The organism is Micromonospora rosaria (genome assembly GCF_001567585.1).
In the GTDB taxonomy this organism is placed as follows: Bacteria; Actinomycetota; Actinomycetes; order Mycobacteriales; family Micromonosporaceae; genus Micromonospora; species Micromonospora rosaria.
In genome coordinates this window covers 38,350-59,811 of sequence record NZ_LRQV01000030.1, presented here as the reverse complement: position 1 = coordinate 59,811, position 21,462 = coordinate 38,350, and the positions used below count along the sequence as shown (strand labels likewise).

General features: G+C 74.1%; 18 protein-coding genes and 1 pseudogene. 8 read left to right on the top strand and 11 right to left on the bottom strand.

Features of this window, described 5'->3' with window-relative positions; all coding sequences use genetic code 11:
- A pseudogene (locus AWW66_RS11310) lies at window positions 1-1,439 on the bottom strand (hypothetical protein); the annotation flags it as partial.
- Window positions 1,440-1,586: 147 nt separating this feature from the next.
- Between AWW66_RS11310 and AWW66_RS11305 the strand changes: the two are divergent.
- From AWW66_RS11305 to AWW66_RS11290, 4 genes are all read left to right on the top strand, one after another.
- Window positions 1,587-2,246, top strand: a complete 660-nt coding sequence (locus AWW66_RS11305) for a TetR/AcrR family transcriptional regulator (protein WP_067363907.1) — start codon at window positions 1,587-1,589, stop codon at window positions 2,244-2,246.
- A gap of 65 nt (window positions 2,247-2,311) precedes the next feature.
- Window positions 2,312-2,536 carry a DUF3107 domain-containing protein gene (locus AWW66_RS11300; protein WP_067363904.1) on the top strand — a complete coding sequence of 75 codons (225 nt, stop codon included), beginning with the start codon at window positions 2,312-2,314 and terminating at the stop codon, window positions 2,534-2,536.
- A 1,019-nt stretch (window positions 2,537-3,555) separates the two neighbouring features.
- Complete coding sequence (locus AWW66_RS11295) at window positions 3,556-5,220, top strand: DEAD/DEAH box helicase (RefSeq protein WP_067363901.1); 1,665 nt, start codon at window positions 3,556-3,558, stop codon at window positions 5,218-5,220.
- A 111-nt stretch (window positions 5,221-5,331) separates the two neighbouring features.
- The gene (locus tag AWW66_RS11290) at window positions 5,332-6,492 is read left to right on the top strand and encodes a class I SAM-dependent methyltransferase (RefSeq protein WP_067363898.1); all 1,161 of its coding nucleotides are present in this window, start codon (window positions 5,332-5,334) and stop codon (window positions 6,490-6,492) included.
- Here AWW66_RS11290 and AWW66_RS11285 read toward each other — a convergent pair.
- A complete protein-coding gene (locus tag AWW66_RS11285; RefSeq protein WP_067363895.1) occupies window positions 6,489-6,917 on the bottom strand; it encodes a hypothetical protein in 429 nt (142 codons plus the stop codon). The genes AWW66_RS11290 and AWW66_RS11285 overlap by 4 nt on opposite strands.
- A gap of 243 nt (window positions 6,918-7,160) precedes the next feature.
- Between AWW66_RS11285 and AWW66_RS11280 the strand changes: the two genes are divergently transcribed.
- Window positions 7,161-7,613 (top strand): helix-turn-helix domain-containing protein, encoded by a 453-nt coding sequence (locus AWW66_RS11280; protein ID WP_067363892.1) that lies wholly within the window; start codon window positions 7,161-7,163, stop codon window positions 7,611-7,613.
- Here the strand turns inward: AWW66_RS11280 and AWW66_RS11275 are convergent.
- From AWW66_RS11275 to AWW66_RS11255, 5 genes are all read right to left on the bottom strand, one after another.
- Window positions 7,594-8,709: a hypothetical protein gene (locus AWW66_RS11275; protein ID WP_396890328.1), complete on the bottom strand. Its 1,116-nt coding sequence runs from the start codon at window positions 8,707-8,709 to the stop codon at window positions 7,594-7,596. The two genes, AWW66_RS11280 and AWW66_RS11275, sit on opposite strands and share 20 nt — an antisense overlap.
- Entirely contained in the window at window positions 8,702-8,932 is a 231-nt protein-coding gene (locus AWW66_RS11270; RefSeq protein WP_067363886.1) for a heavy-metal-associated domain-containing protein, read from the bottom strand. The genes AWW66_RS11275 and AWW66_RS11270 overlap by 8 nt, the downstream gene beginning before the upstream one ends.
- A 103-nt stretch (window positions 8,933-9,035) precedes the next feature.
- A complete protein-coding gene (locus AWW66_RS11265; RefSeq protein ID WP_067363883.1) occupies window positions 9,036-11,195 on the bottom strand; it encodes a RecQ family ATP-dependent DNA helicase in 2,160 nt (719 codons plus the stop codon).
- 42 nt (window positions 11,196-11,237) lie between these two features.
- A complete protein-coding gene (locus AWW66_RS11260) occupies window positions 11,238-11,492 on the bottom strand; it encodes a hypothetical protein (protein WP_067363880.1) in 255 nt (84 codons plus the stop codon).
- Entirely contained in the window at window positions 11,489-11,812 is a 324-nt protein-coding gene (locus tag AWW66_RS11255) for a DivIVA domain-containing protein (RefSeq protein WP_067363877.1), read from the bottom strand. The genes AWW66_RS11260 and AWW66_RS11255 overlap by 4 nt, the downstream gene beginning before the upstream one ends.
- A 265-nt stretch (window positions 11,813-12,077) precedes the next feature.
- Here AWW66_RS11255 and AWW66_RS11250 point away from each other — a divergent pair, with 265 nt between their 5' ends.
- The gene (locus tag AWW66_RS11250; protein ID WP_396890327.1) at window positions 12,078-12,350 is read left to right on the top strand and encodes a GntR family transcriptional regulator; all 273 of its coding nucleotides are present in this window, start codon (window positions 12,078-12,080) and stop codon (window positions 12,348-12,350) included.
- Window positions 12,351-13,549: 1,199 nt separating this feature from the next.
- Here the strand turns inward: AWW66_RS11250 and AWW66_RS11245 are convergent.
- Window positions 13,550-14,671, bottom strand: a complete 1,122-nt coding sequence (locus AWW66_RS11245; RefSeq protein WP_067363873.1) for a glycerophosphodiester phosphodiesterase — start codon at window positions 14,669-14,671, stop codon at window positions 13,550-13,552.
- 143 nt (window positions 14,672-14,814) lie between these two features.
- On the opposite strand from AWW66_RS11245, the gene AWW66_RS11240 reads away from it, so the two are divergent.
- Window positions 14,815-16,149: a TrkH family potassium uptake protein gene (locus AWW66_RS11240; protein WP_067363869.1), complete on the top strand. Its 1,335-nt coding sequence runs from the start codon at window positions 14,815-14,817 to the stop codon at window positions 16,147-16,149.
- Entirely contained in the window at window positions 16,139-16,807 is a 669-nt protein-coding gene (locus tag AWW66_RS11235; RefSeq protein WP_067363866.1) for a potassium channel family protein, read from the top strand. The genes AWW66_RS11240 and AWW66_RS11235 overlap by 11 nt, the downstream gene beginning before the upstream one ends.
- 26 nt (window positions 16,808-16,833) lie before the next feature.
- Here the strand turns inward: AWW66_RS11235 and AWW66_RS11230 are convergent, their stop codons facing one another.
- From AWW66_RS11230 to AWW66_RS11220, 3 genes are all read right to left on the bottom strand, one after another.
- Entirely contained in the window at window positions 16,834-18,615 is a 1,782-nt protein-coding gene (locus AWW66_RS11230; protein ID WP_083978400.1) for a serine/threonine-protein kinase, read from the bottom strand.
- A gap of 70 nt (window positions 18,616-18,685) precedes the next feature.
- A complete protein-coding gene (locus tag AWW66_RS11225; RefSeq protein WP_067363863.1) occupies window positions 18,686-20,242 on the bottom strand; it encodes a fused MFS/spermidine synthase in 1,557 nt (518 codons plus the stop codon).
- A gap of 36 nt (window positions 20,243-20,278) precedes the next feature.
- The gene (locus AWW66_RS11220) at window positions 20,279-21,286 is read right to left on the bottom strand and encodes a coiled-coil domain-containing protein (protein WP_067363860.1); all 1,008 of its coding nucleotides are present in this window, start codon (window positions 21,284-21,286) and stop codon (window positions 20,279-20,281) included.
- Window positions 21,287-21,462 lie beyond the last annotated feature (176 nt).

Genomic DNA, 21,462 nt, shown 5'->3' with positions numbered 1-21,462 from the left:
CGCTCGGCCTCCGGCCCCGCCGGGTGCGACCGCTCAGACTCCGGCCCGGCCGGGTGCGACCGGCCCGGGTCCGGGGCCCAGTCGGGCCGGTCCGCCCGGGTCCGGGCGTCCCGCGCCCGCCGGCTGACCGGCTGCTCGTCGGCCTCCCGCGCCCACGGCGGGGCCCAACCCTCGCTCCAGCTCGGCCGGTTCCAGTTGGGACCGGGCCAGTTCGGTTCGTCGTCCTCGGCGCGACCGGCGCTCCCGTCAGCCGGGGACGACCCGGCCGGCCGGCCCTCTGCCGGCGCACCCGCGGACCGGCGGCCCGGCGTCGGCTCGGTCAACGGCTCCGCCGCCTCGGGGTGCTGACCGCCGGCTGCCGGTCCGGCCCGCCGGACCCCCGACCGGGGGCTCTCGTCACGCTCCGGGGAGCCACCCCGGCCCGGCTGCCCGGACCGCCGGTCGGCGGGCAGGTCGGGCGGGAAGTCGGCACCCGGGTCACCCCAACGGGGCGGCTCCGACCTGGCCGACGAGCCGCTCTCCCCGCCGGCCGAATCGCCCCGACCGGCGCCCGGCCCGTCGTAGCCCGGACCAGCCCCGTCGTAGCCGGGGGCCGACGTCTCGTAGCCGACGTTCGGCGCGTCGTGACCGGCCGCTGACGTCTCGTAGCCGGGGGCCGGTGCGTCATAACCGGCGTTCGGTGTCCCGTAACCGCCGGCCGGCGCGTCGTAGCCGGTGGACCGCCCGTCGTAGCCGGGGGCCGTGGCCTCGTAACCGTGCGGCGCACCGTCGTAGCCCGGAGGCGGATCGTCGGGGCCGGTCCCGGCGGGCGACGTACCCGGCACCGGGGGCGCCGAGGCGGGTCGTCCGCCCTCCGCCCAGCGGCTCGACCGGGAGGTGGGCAGGTCGTCGTCCGAGGAGTGGCGGGCGTTCGCGGGGTCCTCCTCGTCGGGGGTGGTCGGGGGCGTGGCGGGCCGCTCCGTCGGCGGCGCGGGCCGCTGGAGCGGCACGAGCAGTCGGTCACCGTCGGTGTCCCGGCGCGGCTCGGCACGGAGTCCGGGCGGGGCGCTCACCGGCAGCTGCCGACCGGCCGGCGGGGCGCTCACCGGCAACTGCCGGGCATTGGGCGGCGCGCTGACCGGGGCCTGCCGGCCGGCCGGTCCGGCCGGGTCGTGGCCGTTCACCCGGTGCCCGTTGACCCGGGCCGGGGGCTCGTCGTCGGGGTGGCCGGACAGCGGGGCGGGCAGGTCACCGTGCCGGGGCGAGGACGCGGCCCAGCCCGACGGCGGCTCGGACTGCCACCGGGACGCGGGCTCGCGGCCCCCCGACGCGCCTCCACCGGAGGGCCAGGCGGCGGGAGATGCCCAGCCACCGCCGGAACGGGCCAGGTCGTCGTGCTGACCCGTCCCGTCACCGTGCTCTCCCGGGGTGGCGGCACCGGGTTGACCTGTTTCACTCACCGCGCGCTCCTTGGTCGCCCTCGCTGAGGCTACCGTGTGGTGACAGTGGCGATAAGTTACAGCGGCGGGCCAATTCCGGGACGGGTCAGACCCCCGCCCGGTTCGGGTGATTGATGCCGGCTCGTACGAAGAAACACGGAGGTTCCCATGACCGCGTTGGGGAACGGTGCCCAGACGGCCGGCCGACCCACGCGTCTGCCACGCTCGGCGCGCCGCAAGCAGCTACTCGCGGCGGCGCAGGAGGTGTTCGTCGCGCAGGGGTACCACGCCGCGGCGATGGACGACATCGCCGAGCGGGCCGGGGTCTCCAAGCCCGTGCTCTACCAGCACTTCCCCGGCAAGATGGAGCTGTACCTGGCGCTGCTGGACACGCACTGCGACGCGATCGTGGCGAAGGTGCAGGACGCGATGACCGGGACGAACGACAACAAGGAGCGGGTCTCCGCGTCGGTCCGGGCGTACTTCGACTTCGTGGACCACGAGAGCGAGGCGTTCCGTCTGGTCTTCGAGTCGGACCTGCGCAACGACCCGGCCGTCCGGCAGCGGGTGGAACGGGTCGAGCAGGGCTGCATCGCCGCGATCACCGACACCATCATCTCCGACACCGGGGTCAGCCGGGCCCACGCCGAACTGCTCGCCTCCGGCCTGGTCGGCGCGGCCGAGACCGCCGCCCAGTTCTGGCTGGCCCGTGGCCGGCAACTGCCCAAGGCGGAGGCCGAGGCGCTGGTCGCCGCGCTCTCCTGGCGGGGGATCGCGAGCTTCCCCTTGCAGGGGGAGTCGGCCGGACCCCAGGGTGAGTCAGCCTGAACATCGGCTGCGCGGATCGGATAGCCTTCCTCCGGCGGCTCTTTCGCCCCAGTTGAGGAGGCACAGTGGAGGTCAAGATCGGCGTGCAGTACGCACCGCGCGAGCTGGTGCTGGAGAGCGCGCAGTCTCCGGCCGAGATCGAGCGGATCGTCACCGACGCCATCGCGAGCGACGGAACGCTGTCCCTGACCGACGAGAAGGGCCGGCGGATCATCGTTCCGGTCAGCAAGGTCGCCTACGTCGAGATCGCCGAGGCGGCCCCCCGCGCCGTGGGGTTCACCGTCCGTTGACCGATCGGGGCCCGACAAGGGCCCCGATCCCCGACGCCCCACCCCCGCCACGCCCGGCCTGCCTCGTCCCGGTTGCCGTGTCCACGCCGCCCGGCCCCGGCCTGGACCGTCGCGTCCAGGACCGCCACCACCGGACTGCCACGACCGCACCGCCATGACCGGACTGCCGCGCCCCGGACTGCCGCGCCCCTGACGGCCACGACCCACCCCCGTCACGGCCCACCCGGCCCCGCGTCCGGTCCCGTCCCGCCACGGCCCGCCCTGCCGTCAGGTCCGCCCTGCCGCAGGTCCGCCCGCCTGACCGCAGGCCCCTCCCAGGAGACCCACCTCGTCGCAGTCCCGGCCAATCACGGGCCGCCCCGGTGACGACCCCGGCCCCTCGCGGCCCTCCACCCCGCCACGTCCGTCCGGCCCCACCGGCCCCTCGGCCACCCGATCCCATCCCGACCGCCCCGCCCCGTCGACCCTCCCCTCCCCGCCCCGCCCCGCCCCGCCCCGCCCCGCCCCGCCCCGACGATCTTGCACTTTCGGCCCCCAGGAGGGGGCTTTTGCGGCAATTGCCGGGGCCGCAAGTGCAAGATCGCGTGAAAGTGGGGCCGCCACGGGGGCAGGAGCACGGCCGCGAGGGTGGAGGGTGACGCGAGGGGCGAGACCGGGCGGGGGAGAGGGTGGGGCGGAGAGGAGTAGCCGGGGGTGTGCGGGGGATGCCGGGGCGGGCCAGCCTGAGGGACGCGGGAAGGCCGGTCGCCGTGCGGAGGGATCGGGCGCTGCGAATGTGAGCTGGATCACATTCATTTGGCGCGCAAGGACTTGTCAGCATGGATAAGGCCAGATCCAGGCGGCTCAGGTATTATGGAGCAGTTGCCGTGGGCGCCGATGCGATCGAAGTCCTGCCTACGGCGCGCGTGCGGCCCGGTCCGGTTCGGCACTTTCTGGCCCCCGACCGTGTGGCCCGCGCCACACCGAAGCGCCCTGAGGACAGAGCGGGGCGCACCACGAGAGGGCACCCCGACATCCACATGAACGAACAGAACCAAGATCACACAGACGGGCAGGACCTGTCCCCCGTCGTACCCGTGCGCCCCGAGGCGCCGACCTTCGCGGCGCTCGGCGCCCGCCAGGAGACGGTCGAGGCACTGGCCGCCGCCGGCATCACCCGCGCCTTCGCCATCCAGGAGTACGCGCTGCCGATCGCGATGCGCGGCACCGACCTGATCGGGCAGGCGCCGACCGGCACCGGCAAGACCCTCGGCTTCGGCGTACCGCTGCTGGAGCGGGTCTTCGCCCCCGACGAGGGGGGCGACGGCGTGCCCCAGGCGCTGGTCGTCGTACCCACCCGTGAGCTGGGCCTCCAGGTCGCCAAGGACCTCGACACCGCCGGGCGGACCCGGGGCGTGCGGGTGCTGCCGATCTACGGCGGCGTCGCGTACGAGCCGCAGATCGAGGCGCTGCGCAAGGGCGTCGAGATCCTCGTCGGCACCCCGGGCCGGCTGCTCGACCTCGCCAAGCAGAAGCACCTCCGGCTGGACCGGGTGCACGCGCTGGTGCTGGACGAGGCCGATCGGATGCTCGACCTGGGCTTCCTCGACGACGTCGAGAAGATCCTGGCGATGCTGCCGGAGGACCGGCAGACGATGCTCTTCTCGGCGACCATGCCGGACCCGATCGTCGCCCTGTCCCGGCGCTTCCTGCGCCACCCGGTGACCATCCACGCCGGGCACACGGCCGAGACCGGCCCGAACCCGCAGACCAAGCAGCTCGCCTACCGCACCCACTCGATGAACAAGATCGAGATTGTGGCGCGCATCCTCCAGGCGGAGGGACGCGGGCTGACCATGATCTTCACCCGGACCAAGCGGGCCGCCGACCGGGTCGCCGAGGACCTCGACTTCCGGGGCTTCGCCGTCGCCGCCGTCCACGGCGACCTCGGCCAGGGCGCCCGGGAGCGGGCGCTGCGCGCGTTCCGCGCCGGCAAGATCGACACGCTGGTCGCCACCGACGTGGCGGCGCGGGGCATCGACGTCAGCGGGGTCACCCACGTCGTCAACTACGACTGCCCCGAGGACCAGGACACCTACACGCACCGGATCGGCCGGACCGGCCGGGCGGGCGCGACCGGGGTGGCGGTGACCTTCGTCGACTGGGACGACATGCCCCGCTGGCGGATCATCGACAAGACCCTCGGGCTGGACATGCCCGAGCCGCCGGAGACGTACCACACCTCCCCGCACCTCTACACCGACCTGGACATCTCCCGCGAGGTCAGCGGCACGCTGCCGACCGCCGAGCGGACCCGGGCCGGGCTCTCCGCCGAGGTCGAGGAGGACCTCGGCGGCGGGCGGCGACGCAGCGGCGACGGGGGTCGGCCCCGGCGGACCGCCGAGGGTCGCGGCCGGCGGCGGCGCGGTGGCGCCGACGCGTCCGCCGCGCCGGAGCCCACCGCCACCGACGACACCTCCGCCGAGGAGGGCTCCCGGACCCCGCGCCGGCGGCGGCGTCGCCGCGCCGGTGAGCTGGTCGCCGGCGAAGCGGCGACCGGTGACAGCGGTACGTCCGCCCCGGTCGTCACCGCCGACGGCGCCGGCCAGCCGCCCGCCGAGGGCGCGGTGAAGCCCCGCCGGCGTCGTCGCCGTCGCAGTGGCGCTGCCACCGGCGGTACGCCGGCCGAGGCGACCGCCGACTGACCGAGCCGTGCCTTGACGTCCCCGTGCCGCCCGGCACGGGGACGTCGCCGTTGTGCCCCGGCACCGGGTACGCCCTCGCAGCCCCGACCGGCGGACCAGGATGATGGAGCCATGCCCGAACCGTTGGACGCCGCCCTGACCGAGGTCCGGGCGCTGCTGTTGGACCCCGCGTTGACCCGGGCGGTCGCCGCCGGCCGTCGCCGGGGCCACCGCCCCGCCGTGGTCCGCGCCGAACTGCGACCGGTCACCCTCAAGGCGGGGCCCCGGTTGCAGATCGCCACCTCCGACGGGGACCGGCCGCACACCCGCAACGTCGCGCCCGGCCCGGAGGCGGACGCGGCGGTGGACGCGCTGCTGGCCGAGCCGTTCGGCAACTGGCACGTGGAGACCACCGACGCCACGCTCCAACTGCGGGTGACCAAGTCCGGCGAGGCGCAGGTGCACCGGGCGGGGGCGACCCGGACGGCGACCGCGCCGGCCGGGCACGACCGGGTCAAGGAGTACCTGCTCGACCCCGGTGACCCGATCTTCGCCGAGATCGGTGGCTCGGCGGCGAAGCGCCGGCAGGTGGACGCCTTCCTGCGGGCGCTCGCCGCCACCCTCCCCGACGACCTGACCGGTCCGCTGCGCGTGGTCGACCTGGGCTGCGGCAACGCGTACCTGACCTTCGCCGCGTACCGGTACCTGACCGGTCGGGGCCTCGACGTGGACCTGGTCGGGGTGGACGTCCGGGAGGACCAGCGCCGCCGCAACACCGACCTGGCGCACCGCCTCGGCTGGGCCGACCGGGTCAGCTTCGTCGCCGGTACGATCGCCGACGCCGTCGTGGAACCCGCTCCCGACCTGGTGCTCGCCCTGCACGCCTGCGACACGGCGACCGACGAGGCGTTGGCGCGGGCGGTCCGGTGGGATGCCCGCTGGGTGCTCGCCGCCCCGTGCTGCCACCACGACGTGGCCGCCCAGTTGCGGGCCCGTCCCGCCCCCCACCCGTACGACCTGCTGACCCGGCAGGGCATCCTGCGGGAACGCTTCGCCGACGTGCTCACCGACGCGCTCCGGGCCGGCCTGCTGCGGGAGTACGGCTACCGGGCCGAGGTGGTGGAGTTCGTGGACTCCCAGCACACCCCCCGTAATCTGCTGATCCGGGCCCGCCGGACCGGGGCCGGGCCGACCCCCGCCCAGCGGGCCGAGTACCGCGACCTGGTGGCCCAGTGGCAGCTCACCCCCCGGCTGGCGACGCTGCTGACCGCCGCCGACGCAGGCGGTGCCTAGGAACGGCGATCGTCGTCGCGGCGGTCCCGCACCGGCATCCGGTCGCCGGGGCCACGGCCCGTCCCCCGCTCGTGCTCCCCGGGCCGGGTCGGGAACGGCACCACGGTCCCCGGCCCGGTCGTCTCGGCGTTCCCGGCCGCCGCGAAGGCGTTCCAGGAGATGTCCACCAGCAGCCGCTTGAGGTCGGCGTGTCGGAGCGCGGCGTTGCGTTGCAGGGCGAGCCGGGCGCCGAGGACGACCCCGACCAGGGTGGTGGTGGTCGCCCCGGCGGCGGCGAGCACCTGCGCGCCGGTGGCCCCGTCCTGGGTCAACACCAGCACCAGCAACCAGATCCAGAAGCCGGCGGCGAAGACCCCGGCCTTGGCGACGAAGAAGAGGCTGACCGCACCGGGACGGTGCGGCGACGAACGGTCCTGCTCGGGCATGTCGCTCCTTTCCCAGGCGTGCACCGCCCCGGCCTGGTGGTGGCCCCGGCGTCCTGTCGGGTGCCATCCTGCGGTCACCCGGCGGTTCGGCACAACTACCCACCGCTGCCCCTACGGGCAACCGGGATCGTGTCCTGCGCCCCGAGCAATAGGGTCGATCGGTCAGTTGTCCCGGCTTCGGCCCGTACTACGCTCGAAAGACGCACCGTCCGGTGCTCCGGCCGGAAGGAAGACGCCGCAGGGATGGGTTCCGTACAGGTTTCGCCGCAGAGCGCGTTCGCGCGGTTCGTCCGTCGTGCCATCGACGACGCGCGCGAGACACGCGGCTGGACCGTCACCGACCTGGCGCACCACACCGGCGTCGGCCGGTCCACGGTGTTCCGCTGGCTGGCCGGCGACTGGCAGGACTATCCCGAACTGGCCAAGGTGCGCGGCTTCTGCGCCGCGTTGGACCTGCCGGTCACCGCGGCGTTCCGGGCGCTCGGGCTGCCCGACGCCGGCCCGGTGGGGCGGCGGCGCGGCGAGGACACCCCGGTGGAGGCGGACGTCCGGGTGATCCTGGAACGGCTGGCCGACCCCGGCATCCCGGCCGAGGAGAAGCACCACATCCGGGACCTGCTGCGCTACCTCGCGCACCGCCCGGTCCGGCGGGCCGGCGTCGGGCGGGACGAGGGCCTCACCCCACGGTCAGCGTGAACTCGGCGGTGCGTACCTCACCGGCGACCTGGAAGTCCAGGTAGAGCCGGTACCGGCCGGGGCCGGGCACGGTCAGCCAGAACTTCACCGCGTCCCCGTCGAGCTGGGGCTCGGGGTGCACGTGCAGGTACCCGAGGTCACCCTCGCGCAGCGCCACCAGGTGCCCGTACGCGCCGAGGTAGCGCTCGACCGTCGGCACCCCGCCGTCCGCGCCCCGGACCCGGAACAGCAGCGGCACAGACGTACCGGGGGTCGGCTCGCCCTCGTACCCGACGGTGAACCCGTCGACGGTGCTCTGCCGGGCCGCCTCGGGCAGGGGGCGGGGCGTGTAGTCGCCGGGCGCGACCAGGTCCACCCCGAGGGTCACCGCCGTCTGCGAGCCGTCGTCGGCCAGGGCGGTGAAGTCCGCGTACGCCCGCCACACACCCGGCTCGGGCAGGGTCAGCGGGATGGACCAGGTGCCGTCCGGGGCCATCGTCGGATGCAGGTGCTGGAACCCGGTGAGGTCCCGGCGCACCACGATCAGGTGCAGCGGCTTCTCGTGCACGATCGCGAACCGGGTCACCGGGCGGCGCTGCCCGTCGTGGATCTGGAACCGCAGGTCGCCCTGCCGGCCGACCGGGAACTCCCCGGTCAACGGGACGAGCGTGTAGCCGGCCGAGGTGACCGAGAAACCGGTGGCGGCGTCGTCCCCGCCGCCGTCGTGCTGGTGCGCCCCGGTGCCGGGGGCGTGGCTGTGCGCTCCGGCCGGCATCGCGCCGGCGGGCACACCGGCCGGCCCCGCGCCGGGGACGGTCTCGCGCGGGTTGAGCCGGCCGAGCCCGAAGCCGAGCAGGACGGCGAGCACCAGCCCGCCGACCACCAGCGCCAGCCGGACGGTGCCGGCGTCCACGGCGGTGGGCGGCGCCCCGTCGCCCGGCACGCCGTCGCCCGGAGCGCCGTCGCCCGGCGCAGCGTCGGTCGGAGCCCTGCCGCCCGGCAGACCATCAGCCCGCGTGCCGTCGCCCGGGTCCGCCTCGGCGACGACCGGGGACGTGGGCTGATCGGGGATGCGCTGGTCCGTGCTGGTCTGATCGGGGGCGCGCTGCTCAGGCAAGGCCGCTCACCAGTTCGTAGCCCGCCTCGTCGACGGCCGCCCGGACGGACTCGATCGGCAGGGGATCCTGACTGGTCACGGTCGCCGTACCGGCGGTCAGGTCGATCCGCACCTCGTCGACGCCGGGCAGCGTGGACAGCTCGTCGGTGACGGCGCGTACGCAGTGCCCGCAGGTCATGCCGCGCACCTCGTACGTCTGCGTGACGGATCCCTGGTCAGCCATGCCGACACGGTACTCCCAGGTCGGCAGGACACCATCGGGCGTGCGGCCGTGTGTCGATGATCCCAATGCGGGCGTTCTGGGAACTTTCCCGGCCCCCACCGGATCAGCCGACGACGGCCAGGGCGAGCGGCAGCACGTCCGGTGCGCCGGCCCGCCGCAGCAGCCGCGCCACGATCGTCATCGTCCAGCCGGAGTCGACCAGGTCGTCGACGAGCAGTACCGGCCCGGCCAGCCCGCCGAGGGCGGCGGCCAGGTCGTCGGGGACGGCGAAGGCGTCGTGCAGCGCGCGTACCCGCTGGGCGCTGTTGCCGCGCGGACCGGCCCCGGCGCTCTCCGGCCCGGTGGGGACGACCTCGCCGAGCAGCGGCAGCCGGCCGACGGCGGCGATCCGCTCGGCGAGCGAGCCGACCAGCCGGGGCCGTCGCCGCGAGCCGACCGCGACCACCCCGACCGGCCGGGCCGGCCACGGGTGGTCGCCGTGCGCCCACGCCTTGAGCACCTCGACCACGGCGGCGGTCACGTCGTCGGGAACCGGGCCGTCGGCGGCCTCCGGCCCGAGCAGGCCGCGCAGCCGCCCACCCCAGCCGAGGTCGGAGAGACGTCCCACGGCCCGGCCGGGCAGCGCCTGCTCACCGGGGGCGATCCGGCCCTTGAGGGGTACCCCGACCGCGTCCAGCCCGGTCGGCCAGAGCTTCTTCGGCGGCACCTCGACGCCGGGGCGGCCGAGGAAGGTCTGCGCGGCGGTCAGCGCCGCGTCGGAGACCTCCGGGGTGAACAGCGGGCCGGCGCAGCGGTCGCACCGCCCGCAGTCGGCCGCCCCGCTGTCGTCGAGGCATTCGCGCAGGTAGCGCAGCCGGCAGCCGCCGGTGGCGGCGTACTCGCGCATGGCCTGCTGCTCGGCGGTGCGGGCCTCGGCGACGCGGCGCAACCGGGCCTCGTCGTAGACCCAGGGTTCGCCGGTGGCGAGCCAACCGCCGCGGACCCGGCGGACCGCGCCGTCCACGTCGAGCACCTTGAGCATCAGCTCCAGCCGGGTCCGGCGCAGGTCGACGATGGGTTCCAGGGCCTGGGTGGAGAGCGGCCGGTCGGTGTGCAGCGCGGCCAGTACCGTGCGGACCTGCGCCTCCGGCGGGAAGGCGAGCGAGGCGAAGTACCGCCAGATGGCGGCGTCCTCGGCCCCGGGGAGCAGCAGCACCTCGGCGTGCTCGACGGCCCGGCCGGCCCGACCGACCTGCTGGTAGTACGCGATCGGCGAGGGCGGCGCGCCGAGGTGCACGACGAAACCGAGGTCCGGCTTGTCGAAGCCCATGCCGAGCGCGCTGGTGGCGACCAACGCCTTGATCTTGTTGTCGAGCAGGTCCTGTTCGGCGGCGCGCCGGTCGGCGTCGTCGGCCTGCCCGGTGTACGAGGCCACCGACCAGCCGCGTGAGCGGAGGAACTCCGCCGTCTCCCCCGCCGCCGCGACGGTCAGCGTGTAGACGATCCCGGAGCCGGGGAGCCGGTCCAGGTGGTCGGCGAGCCAGGCCAGCCGGTGGGCCGGGGTCGGCAGGTCGACCACGCCCAGCCGCAGCGACTCCCGGTCCAGCGAACCGCGCAGGACCAGCACGTCGGGGCGCTGCGCCGCCGGGTCGGCCAGTTCGGTGCCGAGCTGCTCGGCCACGTCGGCGGTGACCCGGGCGTTGGCGGTGGCGGTGGTGGCGAGCACCGGGGTCTGCTCGGGCAGCCGGCCGAGGAAGGTCCGCAGCCGGCGGTAGTCCGGCCGGAAGTCGTGCCCCCAATCGGAGACGCAGTGCGCCTCGTCCACCACGAGCAGCCCGGTGGTGGCGGCGAGCTTCGGCAGGACGGCGTCCCGGAAGTCGGGGTTGTTGAGGCGTTCCGGGCTGATCAGCAGCACGTCCACGGAGCCGGCGTGGATCTCGGCGGTGATCTCGTCCCACTCGTCGAGGTTCGCCGAGTTGATCGTCCGGGCCCGGATGCCCGCCCGCGCCGCAGCGTCGACCTGGTTACGCATCAGCGCCAGCAACGGCGACACGATCACCGTCGGACCGTGCTCCCCCGCCTCCCGCAGCAGCGCGGTGGCGACGAAGTACACCGCCGACTTGCCCCAGCCGGTCCGTTGCACGCAGAGCACCCGCCGCCGGTCGACCACCAGCGCCTCGATCGCCCGCCACTGGTCCTCGCGCAGCCGCGCGTGCTCGCCCGCCAGCCGGCGCAGCACCGCCTCGGCCCGTTCCCGTACCGCCGCCCGGTCCTGACCACCCATCCGGCATTCCTACCAGCCGCGCGTCACCGGGGACGCAGGGGCTCACCGACGGGCCGCCGGTGCGCAGTCGCCGCCGTGGCCGGCCGCCCGGGGGCAGCGCCGGCCGGCAGCGAGCAGCCGGTCGCAGAAAACCCGATGGTGTACGCCCTGTGCGTCCTCGTACGACACCGTGGTCTCGGCGCGGTCCACGTTCCCGAGGAACCCGACCGCCCGGCTGATCACCCGGGCGTACCGCTTGGCCACGTCGAGGTCCTCGGCGGCCACCGGCAGGTGCACCACGAACCGCCCGACGCTCACCGCTGATCCCCCGGCGCGAAGCGGGTCGGCCAGCCGTGCAGGGCAGCCTTGATCCGGGCGTTCTCCTCGGCCAGGGTCGCCAGGTCGCGCCGGGTCACCGCCAGCTCGCCCGCCACCCGGTGCAGGTACCCGTACACCTCGGCCGGATCCAGCCCACGCCGGACGACGCCGAACCGCCGCTGCCGGATCTGCCCGACGCTCAGCGACCGGCAGGACGCGGCCCGGTACCACCCGGCGTTCGGGCGGCGCACCAGCACCGGACGCGGGACCGGTTCCGGACGCCGGGTGGCCCGGCGGAACCGGGAGAGCAGGTCGAACATGAGGTCACCTTCCCCGGGCGCACGCCCGCTGTGAGAGATCCCGGATGGCGGCCCGATCCACGTCGGGGAAGCGGACCGGGCCGCCGGCCCCGCGACCGCAGCCCTCACCGGCGGTACGGCCACGCGACCAACCTCGCGCCCAGCCCCCTCAGGCTTGCCGAACCAACCGGAGCCGGACATCTACAAGGTACACCAATTGTTTGTGTAGGTCGACTCCACGTCATCATGACACAACAGCTTGTTGCAGATACTGGTGTAGGCCGGCATGATCGAAGACGCCGAACCAACCGGAGTCCTCACCATGCCCACAGCAGAAGCCCCATACCGCCGAATCGCCAACGACATCGCCGCAAAGATCAAGAGCGGCGAGTTGAAGCCCGGAGACAAGTTGCCTTCCACTCGGGAACTCGCCGAGACCTACGAGGTGCACATGAACACCGCCTCACGCGCCCTGTCCCTCCTGCACGACCGGGACCTCATCACCGGCCAACCTGGACGGGGCACCTACGTCGCCGACCCCACCCACCCAACTCCCTGACCATTCAGCCCCCACCCGCCTTTCCCCTGGGCGCCTTGGCAGCCTTCAGCCCCCAGGTCGCGCCTGACAAGGGTGGCGGGGCGAGCTGTCGGTGGTCGGTAGGGGTCACGTCTCCGGTAGATCGATTGGCGACCAAGCAGGCCGAGAACTCTTCGGGGACGTCGCGCCTCGACGGTCGCTCCGCAGCAGAGAGATCTTGGACAGCTACCGTTCCCAGCGAACGGTAGCTGTCCAAGATCTGCAAGGCGCGCTCGCTCCAGCGCCAACCGGGGAGGGGGCGGGAAGCACAGTGAAGCATCCGGCCGGCCAACAGGCCCACCTTGCCCCCTTATGCCCCAAACGCTCCCACCTCGCGAGGCCCAACCTGGGAGATCTTGGAGCCGAGTGGCCCCCAGCGGGGCCGATATCTTCCAAGGTCCACCGTTGACTAGATCCAGCCGGCAGAGCGGGGACACATTGTGCAGGTATGGCCGTTTCGCGCCTGCGAGGTGCCGAACAGGCCGGATGAAGTGGACCGGATGACGCGGAAGGGAAGGACCCCGGGAGGGGGCACTCCCTTCCAAGGACTCCCGGAGCGCCCCTTGCAGCCGGGGAGCTTTCGGGATGCATGACCGATCCGGTTGACCCAGCCGAGGTTGCGGTTGCCAGCGCCCCTTGCAGCCAGGGAGCTTCGGGATGCATGGGGGTGAAAGGGCTTCGCACCTGGATGCAGTCGGTCCGTTGGACGAGATATCGCGCGAAGGGACGAGTGCGCCGAAGCAACTCGTGAGCGCCGGGCCCGGCTCCGGGTGGTAGTGCGGTGTGCTACCCGAGTGGGGACGTGGTCTCACAGATGGGGCAGTTCGACAGGGCTCGCGAACACCCAACCCGACCGCGCCCGGCCCGTTGCCTGCCGCCGTCGGGTTCACCGGTCGGCCACACCGCTTTCTGATCGTGAGACACCCCGCCTGACGGCCGACGGAGCGTGAATCGTCTACGACATCAGCTCGACAGGCGCCCAAAGAGTGACCCGCGGCGGACGGCGACGCGGCGGCAACAACGAACTCGGCCCCTGTCCACTCCGCCACGTTGTCGGCCCACGGACATCCGCGTCAGGCCGAAGCACCACTGAAGCGCCACTGACAGCACCACTGAAAGCGCCGCTGAACCGCCGACCCTCGACGGGCGACGGTTCAGCGGTCGCGGAGGGGGCAGGCTGGTCAGGTGAGGCCGGCGCGGGCCGCGACGGCGGTGTCCGGGTGGTCGGCGAAGACGCCGTCGACGCCGAGGCGGTAGAAGAGTTCGTACTCGGCGGTGATGTCGCCCCGGGCGTTCGGGTCGGTGCCGGTGCGGTGGTCGACGGCGAGGAACTGGTTCTCCGCCCGGAAGGTCCAGGCGTGCACGACCAGCCGTTCCCGGTGCGCGTCCCGGACCAGGGTGGTGGGGGCGAGCAGCCGGCCGGTGGCGTCACGGGGGACGATCAGGTTCTTCTGCACCCCGACGCCGTCGGCGTACCGGGCGATCCAGCGCAGGCCGGCCGGGGTGGCCAGATCGGCGTAGGTGCGGGGGTCACCGGCGACGGTGAAGTCGTAGGGGCGGCCGGTGGCGTCGAGGAGCTGGGCCAGCGGCACGTCGATCATCCGGTCCAGCTTGCGCAGGTTGGCCGTCTCGAAGGACTGGATGATCACCGGGGCGTTCCGGCCGGTGAGCTTGTTGCGCCGCAGCACCGCCACCAGGGGCTCCTCCAGGGGCAGCCCGATCGAGGCGAAGTAGGTCGGGTGCTTGGTCTCCGGGTAGACGCCGATGGTCCGGCCCCGGGCCCGGCCCTCGGTTCGGGCCAGGTCGACGACCTCCTGGAAGGTGGGCACCGGGAACTGCCCGTCGAAGGCCGTGTTGGTCGACCGGACCAGCGGCAGCCGCTCCCGGGCGCGCAGGGTCCGCAGCTCGGCCAGGGTGAAGTCCTCGGTGAACCAGCCGGTCACGGTGACGCCGTCGATGGTCTTGGTGGCCTTCCGGCCGGCGAACTCGGGGCGGTCCGCGACGTCGGTGGTACCCGAGATCTCGTTCTCGTGCCGGGCGACGAGGTGGCCGTCCCGCGTCGGGACCAGGTCCGGCTCGATGTAGTCGGCGCCCATCCGGATGGCCAGCCGGTACGCCTCCAGGGTGTGTTCGGGCCGGTAGCCGCTCGCGCCCCGGTGGGCGATGACCAGCGGCCGGTCGGTGGCCCGTTGCGCCGGCTCCGGCCCGGCCGGGGCCGCCACCGCCGGCACCACCACGGCCGGCACCACGGCCGCCGCGAGCAGCGCGGAGGCCACACCAAGGGCGGAAAGGGTACGTCGCACCGCCGTCTCCTGTTCGTCGAGGGAAGGTACGCCCAGCAGACCGGTCCTCGTTGACGGCACGTTGATCGATGCCTGGCCGGCAGGTGAATCTCGCAGAATCGCGTTTTCCCGCCCCACTTCGCCCGACATCAGAAGATTGTCTGGTGCGCCGGCTTCTCCGCTACCCGGTACGCCTGGTGCCGGTCGGGTTCCTGGTGGCGATCCTGCTCGGCACCGGTCTGCTGATGCTGCCCCAGGCCGCCGTCGAGCACGAGTACACGCCGTTCACCACCGCGCTGTTCACCGCCACCTCGGCCGTCTCGGTCACCGGCATGAGCGTGGTCGACACGCACACCTACTGGAACGGCTTCGGATTGGTGCTGATCACCGTGCTCACCCAGGTCGGCGGCCTGGGCATCCTGACCGGGGCGGCGCTGGTCATCCTGCTGGTGGCCCGGCAGCTCGGCCTGCGCAACCGGCTGCTGGTGCAGGCCGAGACCACCGAGTACGGCATCGGCAACGTCCGCGCCCTGCTGCTGCGCATCGCCGTCATCGCCCTGGTCTGCGAGGCCGTGATCACCCTGGTCCTCGCCGGCCGGCTCTGGCTCACCTACGACTACCCGCTCGGCCGGGCGCTCTGGTACGGGCTGTTCCACGCGGTGCAGGCCTTCAACAACGGCGGCTTCTCGCTCTACCCGGACAGCCTGATCCGCTTCGCCCGCGACGCCTGGATCTGCCTGCCGGTGGCCGCCGGCACGATCGTCGGCGGGCTCGGCTTCCCGGCCATCTTCGACGCCGCCCGCACCTGGCGACGGCCGAGCCGGTGGGGGGTGGCCACCAAGCTGACCGTCTGGGGCAGCCTCGCGCTGCTGGTCGTCGGCTTCGCCGGCCTGCTCGCCACCGAGTGGGCCAACACCCGGACCGTCGGCTCGTACGGCTGGTCGGGCAAGGTGCTCGCGGTCGCCACCCAGAGCGCGGTGCTGCGTACCGGCGGCTTCCAGATGATCAACATGGCGGAGCTGGACGAGGAGAGCTATCCCCTCCTCATCGCGTTGATGTTCATCGGGGGCGGCAGCGCCAGCACCGCCGGCGGGATCAAGGTCGGCACCTTCTTCCTGCTCGCCTTCGTCATCTGGGCCCAGTTGCGCGGCGAACCGGACGTCACGGTCGGCAGCCGCCGGGTCGCCGGTGCCAGCCAGCGGCAGGGGCTGACCGTGGCGCTGCTCAGCGTCGCGCTCGTCGTCGCCGGCACCACCGTGCTGATCGGGCTGGCCGAGGACGTCCGCGACTACCGGGTGCTGTTCGAGGTGGTCAGCGCGTTCAGCACCACCGGCGTCACCGCCGGGCTCGCCGCGCACCTCAACGACGCGGGCCAGTTCGTCCTCATCGCCCTGATGTACGTCGGCCGGGTCGGGCCGCTCACCCTCGGGTCGGCCATCGCCCTGAACACCCGACGCCGGCTGTACCGCTACCCGGAGGAGCAACCCATTGTCAGCTAGGCGGCGTCGGGACGGCGGGGTGGTGGTGATCGGGCTGGGCCGGTTCGGCTGCCACCTCGCCTCCTCGTTGACCCAGCTCGGTCACGAGGTGCTGGCCGTCGACCGGAACCCGGACCGGGTGCAGAAGTGGTCGCCGTACCTGGACCGGGTGGTCCAGGCGGACTCGACCGAGGAGGGCACCCTCCGGCAGCTCGGCCTGGCCGACTTCGGCCGGGTGGTGGTCGCCATCGGCGCCTCGGTGGAGGCCAGCGTGCTCACCGTGCTGGCCCTGGCCGAGCTGGGCGGCCCGGAGATCTGGGCGCGGGCCACCTCGGACCAGCACGCCCGGATCCTGGAGTCGGTGGGCGCCCGGCACGTCATCTTCCCCGAGGCGGAGACCGGCGAACGGGTGGCGCACCTGATCGTCAGCCGGATGCTGGACTACATCGAGTTCGGCGACGACTTCGCCATCGCCAAGGTCCGCGTGCCGCAGTCCCTGGTCGGCCGCTCCCTGCGCGACCTCGGACCGATCGACCGGTACGGGGTGATGGTGGTCGGCGCGAAACTGCCGGGCCAGCCGTTCCGGTACGCCGCGCCGGAGATGGTGCTCGCCCCGGGCAGCATCCTGATCGTGGAGGGCAGCATCGGCCAGGTACAGGCCTTCGCCGCCCTCGCCTGACCCACCCCGGGCCCGCGCGCCCCGCCCTACCGGGTGTCGTCGCCGCTCGGCTGGGGCTGGGCCGGCCCCGGCTGGCTGTTCTTCCCGGGCTTGGCGCTGCGGTTGTTGCCCGGCCCGGTCGGCTGCCCCGCGCCCGGCTTCGCCGCCGTCTTGCCGGTGGCCTTGGCCTTGGTCGCCGGCTTGCCCGCCGGGCCGGTCGGCTTCGGCGCGGCCGTGCCCGCCGCGCCGCCCCCACCCGCCTTACCGCCACCCGCCTTGGCCGCCGCCTTGCCGCCGCCCGCCTTGCCGCCACCCGCCTTGCTCGGGGCCGGCTTGCCGGCCTTCGATGCCGCCTTGCTCGGCTTCGCTGTCGGCGACGCCGTCCCGGCCACCCCGGCGACCTGGACCCCGCAGGTCGTCTCGCCCACCCGGAACTCCACCGGCAGCGGGTTCACCCCGGTGTACCGGCCGGTGAGCGCGACCGTCGCCGAACCGCCCGGTGCCACCTGGGCCCGGTCGGCGGCGGGCCGGACCACCACCGACCGCCCCTGCTGGCGCACCGTCGCGGCGGGCTTGGTCAGGGTCTGCTCGGCGGGGAAGGCGAACTGCACCGACCAGTCCCGCAGTTCCCCCCGGCCGGTGTTGGTCAGCGTCAGGTCGGCGGCGAAGTCCCGCCCGGTGTCCGACCGCAGGACGTACGTCACCGCGCAGCTCACCTGCGGGTCCAGCCCCATCCGGGCCTCGGTCGGCCGCTCGCCGCCACCGGTGGCCGGGCTGCGCCCGGTGACGCCCCACAGCGCGGCGGTCACCGCCACCACGCCGAGGGCGGCCACCCCTGCCTCGACCCGACGCCGCCGGGGGCCTCCCCGACGCCGCCGTACCCGGTGCAGGGGCAGCGCGCCGGTCTCGGCCGACCAGGGCAGGATCGTGGTACCCGCGTTCGCCAGGGCCGTGGCGTCCGGCGCACCGCCGGTCGGGGCGGCCGGCACCAGCATCCCCACCGCCCCGGCGAGGGTACGGGCCAGCTCGGCGCTGCCGGGCCGGTCCCCGGGGCGCTTGGCCAGGCAGCGCCGCACCAGGTCCCGGACGTCGTCGGGCAGGTCGGGCACGGGCGGCATCGGCTCCGGGTCCTGGTACATGTGCGCCCGCAGCAGTTGGGTGGTGCTGCTGGCGTCCCAGGGCAGCCGGCCGGTGAGCATCCGGTACAGCAGCAGGCCGACCGCGTACACGTCGGTGGCCGGCGAGACCTGGCCGTTGTCGAGCCGCTCCGGCGCCAGGTACGCCGGGGTGCCGAGCAGCGGGCCGTCGGTACCCCGCTCGCGCGCCCCGACCAGCGCGGAGATGCCGAAGTCCACCACCTTCACCCCGGTCGCGGTCAGCATCACGTTGCCCGGCGTGACGTCCCGGTGCACCACTCCCCGGGCGTGCGCGGTGGCCAGCGCCGAGGCGGTCTCGGCGGCGATGGTCACCGCCTCCCGCCAGGGCAGCCGCTCGGCCCGGCCGAGCCGGGCGTGCAGCGGGCCGCCGTCGACCAGCTCCATCACCACGTACGGCACGGTGAGCCCGCCCCGCTCGGACTCACCGTAGTCGTACACGTTGGTGATGTTGGGGTGGCAGAGCCGGGCGGCGGCCTGCGCCTCGATCCGGATCCGGTGCCGGAACGCCCGGTCGGCGGCGAGCCGGGAGGCGAGCACCTTCACCGCCACCTGCCGGCCGAGCACCTCGTCGTAGCCCCGCCACACCACGGACATGCCGCCCGCGCCGAGTTGTTCGATCAGCCGGTACCGCCCACCGAGCGGTGCGGCGTCGCCACGGACCCTTCCACCCATGGTCGGAGGTGTTGCCCGGGAGGCACCGGGCTACACCTGGTCGATCGGAATCGGACTCGGATTCACCCGATCAGGCGGCACCGAGGAGCTGGTCCACCGGGGCGTAGTCGTCGGTCAGCACCAGCGCGTCGCCGACGAACTCGGCCAGCTCCGCGCCGGCCAACAGGCTCACCCGCTCGGGGAGCTGGTCCAGCCGGGCCCGCAGGGCCGGCAGCGGCAGCGGCTGGGCCGAGGCGACGAGGACGAAGTTGCTGCCCCACTCCCCGGCCAGCGCGGCCGGCGGGGCGACCAGCGCCACGTGCGGGAACTCGGCGCCGACGGTGGCCAGCTCACTGCGGACGAAGCGCAGCGGCGCGTAGTCGATCACGTTCTGCACGTAGATGCCGCCGGGGCGCAGCACCCGCCGGATCTCGGCGGCCATCTCCCGGGTGGCCAGGTGCCAGGGCACCACCAGGTGTCCGAAGGCGTCGCCGAAGACCAGGTCCCGGCTGGCCGACGGCTCCTCGCCCAGCAGGATCCGGGCGTCCCCGACCTCCGCCCGCAGCTGCGGCCCGGTCCGCAGGCCGAGCTGCTCGCGGCTCAGGTCGACCAGGCCGCCGTCGATCTCGAAGACCAGGTTGTCGGTGCCCGGCCGGGTGGCGGTCAGGTACCGGGGGACGGTGAACCCGCCGCCGCCGAGGTGCAGCGCGTCCCGCCGCGCGCCGGCCGGGGCGGAGACGTCGGCCACCGCGCCGAACCACTGGGTGTACGCGTACTCCAGGTGGGTCGGGTCGGCCAGGTCGACGTACGAGTGCTGGGCGGAGTTGAGCAGCAGGGTCCGCCCGCTCGCCCGGTCGGGATCGGTCTCCACGCTGGCGCAGTGGTACGCGGTCTCGATGTCGCACGGGTTCGGGGCGACCGTGGTCAGCCCCGCCCCGACCAGCCCCAGCACGGCCAGGGTGGCCCGGGTCCGGGCCGGGCCGGGCAGCCGACCCACCCCGTCCTGCCGGCGCAGGTACACCCAGAGGCCGACCCCGACCACGGCGAGGGCGACCGCCGTGGCGAGCACGATGGTGGTGCTGGTGAGCGCGGCCACCAGCACGAAACCGGTGGCCAGGGTGGCGGTGATGCCGCCCAGCGTGCCGATCCCGGAGAGCTTGCCCACCACCTGGCCGGTCTGCCGCAGGTCGGCGAGCTGGAGCTTGACCACCAGCGGGGTGACCGCCGAGAGCAGCATCGCCGGCACGAACACGGCCAGCACGGTGAGCAGCATGACGGCGCTCACCGCGCCGCCGCGCAGCACCTCACCGGCGTACCGGACGATCGGCAGGGTGACCGCGGTGGCGATGGCGGAGATCAACAGCGCGGGGGCGAGCAGCGGGCGGGGGTCCCGCCGGTCGGCCAGCCAGCCGCCGGCCCACGTCCCGTACGCGATGGCGGCCAGGGCCACCCCGATCACCGCGCTGGTGACCTGGAGGGTCACCCCGACATAGGGGCCGACCAGGCGCAGGGCCACGGTCTCCAGCACCAGGACCGCGCCGCTGGAGAAGAAGACCAGGAACGCGGCGAGACCGGGCGGCAGGGCGCGGACCGGCGGTGGCCCCACCTCGTCGGCTGGGGCCGTGACATCAGGAGTCGAGCTGCTCATCGCAGCGATGGTACGGCCCGTTCCTGACCGGCCGGGTCAATACATCGAGGTGTGAACGTGGTTCGTGTGGTCGGCGGCCGGACTGCCGCTGCCGCTGTACGCCCGCCAGCCGGTGCCGGGGTGCCAGATCTGCCGGTACCAGATGACGTAGAGGATGCCGAGGCGGCTGGCGTTGCGCACCTGCCAGGCGGCCAGGCTGTCGCCGTACGCCTTGTCGCCGCCGGTCGCCGTACGGTCCTCGAAGCCGCCCGAGGCGGCGGAGAAGTCACAGGCCCGGCCCTTCGGGTGCTCGCCCGACCCGCCGCTGCGGTAGCACGACGCGTACCGCTTGTACCCGGCCGCCTGGGTCTGCTGGAGCATGTTCAGCGTCCGGGGGGTGATGCAGCCGTTCGCCGGGGTCGGGTCGTTCACCGAGCAGGACTCCGACGGCCAGGAGCCGTCCGAGTTGCGCGGGGCGGAGCGCGCCGAGGAGGAGTTGCCGCCGCTGAAGCCGCCGCTGCTGCCGTTGCTGACCGCGGCGAGCGCCCGCTCGGCCTCCTTCTTCTTCTTCGCCATCGTGGCGACCTGCTTCTGCTGCTCCCGGATCTCGGCGTCGATCGCCTTCTTGGCCTGGTCCGCCTCGTCGCGGGCCTGGACCATGTCGCGCACCCGCTTGCCGTCGCGCTGGGCCATCACGTCCAGCGCGGCGACCCGGTCCAGGAAGGCGTCCGGGGTGTCGGCGTTCAGCAGCACCGCCGGGGCGGTGAGCCGGCCCAGCCGGTACGACTGCGCGGCCACCTCGCCGACCAGCTCGGTGAGGCCGACCAGGCGCTCCTCCATGGTCTTCAGCTCGCTGGCGAGCGCCTTCTGCCGCTTCTTGGAGGCGTCCAGCTTGTTCTTGGCCTCGATGTGCCCCTTCGCGGTCGCCTCCAGGGCGTCGCGCAGCTTCTTCGTCCCGCCCTCGTTCGGCTCGGCGTGGGCCGGCACCGCACCGACCCCGAGCAGCACGGCCACGGCGACGAGCAAAGCGACCAGCGGGCGGCGGCCACGACGCCGGATGAACATCGTCCTCGGCACGAAAGTGTCCCTCCGTCAGCCGCCGGTGACCCGGCCGGCGGCGGCCTCCAGCGGCGCCGGACGGCGGCCTGCTGGCGAAGACCGCCGGTCACGATACCGGACCGGGCGGCACCGATCGGGACCGCGCGCCCCCGGTCCGCGAAATCTCGACCCAGCGCCCCACC

What these genes read in the sequence shown, in the direction of transcription:
- AWW66_RS11255 (WP_067363877.1), bottom strand. Translation starts at nt 11,812, where the DNA reads ATGTTCGACCTGCTCTCCCGGTTCCGCCGGGCCACCCGGCGTCCGGAA.
- AWW66_RS11305 (WP_067363907.1), top strand. Translation starts at nt 1,587, where the DNA reads ATGACCGCGTTGGGGAACGGTGCCCAGACGGCCGGCCGACCCACGCGT.
- AWW66_RS11220 (WP_067363860.1), bottom strand. Translation starts at nt 21,286, where the DNA reads ATGTTCATCCGGCGTCGTGGCCGCCGCCCGCTGGTCGCTTTGCTCGTC.
- AWW66_RS11280 (WP_067363892.1), top strand. Translation starts at nt 7,161, where the DNA reads ATGGGTTCCGTACAGGTTTCGCCGCAGAGCGCGTTCGCGCGGTTCGTC.
- AWW66_RS11270 (WP_067363886.1), bottom strand. Translation starts at nt 8,932, where the DNA reads ATGGCTGACCAGGGATCCGTCACGCAGACGTACGAGGTGCGCGGCATG.
- AWW66_RS11290 (WP_067363898.1), top strand. Translation starts at nt 5,332, where the DNA reads ATGCCCGAACCGTTGGACGCCGCCCTGACCGAGGTCCGGGCGCTGCTG.
- AWW66_RS11225 (WP_067363863.1), bottom strand. Translation starts at nt 20,242, where the DNA reads ATGAGCAGCTCGACTCCTGATGTCACGGCCCCAGCCGACGAGGTGGGG.
- AWW66_RS11285 (WP_067363895.1), bottom strand. Translation starts at nt 6,917, where the DNA reads ATGCCCGAGCAGGACCGTTCGTCGCCGCACCGTCCCGGTGCGGTCAGC.
- AWW66_RS11230 (WP_083978400.1), bottom strand. Translation starts at nt 18,615, where the DNA reads ATGGGTGGAAGGGTCCGTGGCGACGCCGCACCGCTCGGTGGGCGGTAC.
- AWW66_RS11250 (WP_396890327.1), top strand. Translation starts at nt 12,078, where the DNA reads ATGATCGAAGACGCCGAACCAACCGGAGTCCTCACCATGCCCACAGCA.
- AWW66_RS11265 (WP_067363883.1), bottom strand. Translation starts at nt 11,195, where the DNA reads ATGGGTGGTCAGGACCGGGCGGCGGTACGGGAACGGGCCGAGGCGGTG.
- AWW66_RS11295 (WP_067363901.1), top strand. Translation starts at nt 3,556, where the DNA reads ATGAACGAACAGAACCAAGATCACACAGACGGGCAGGACCTGTCCCCC.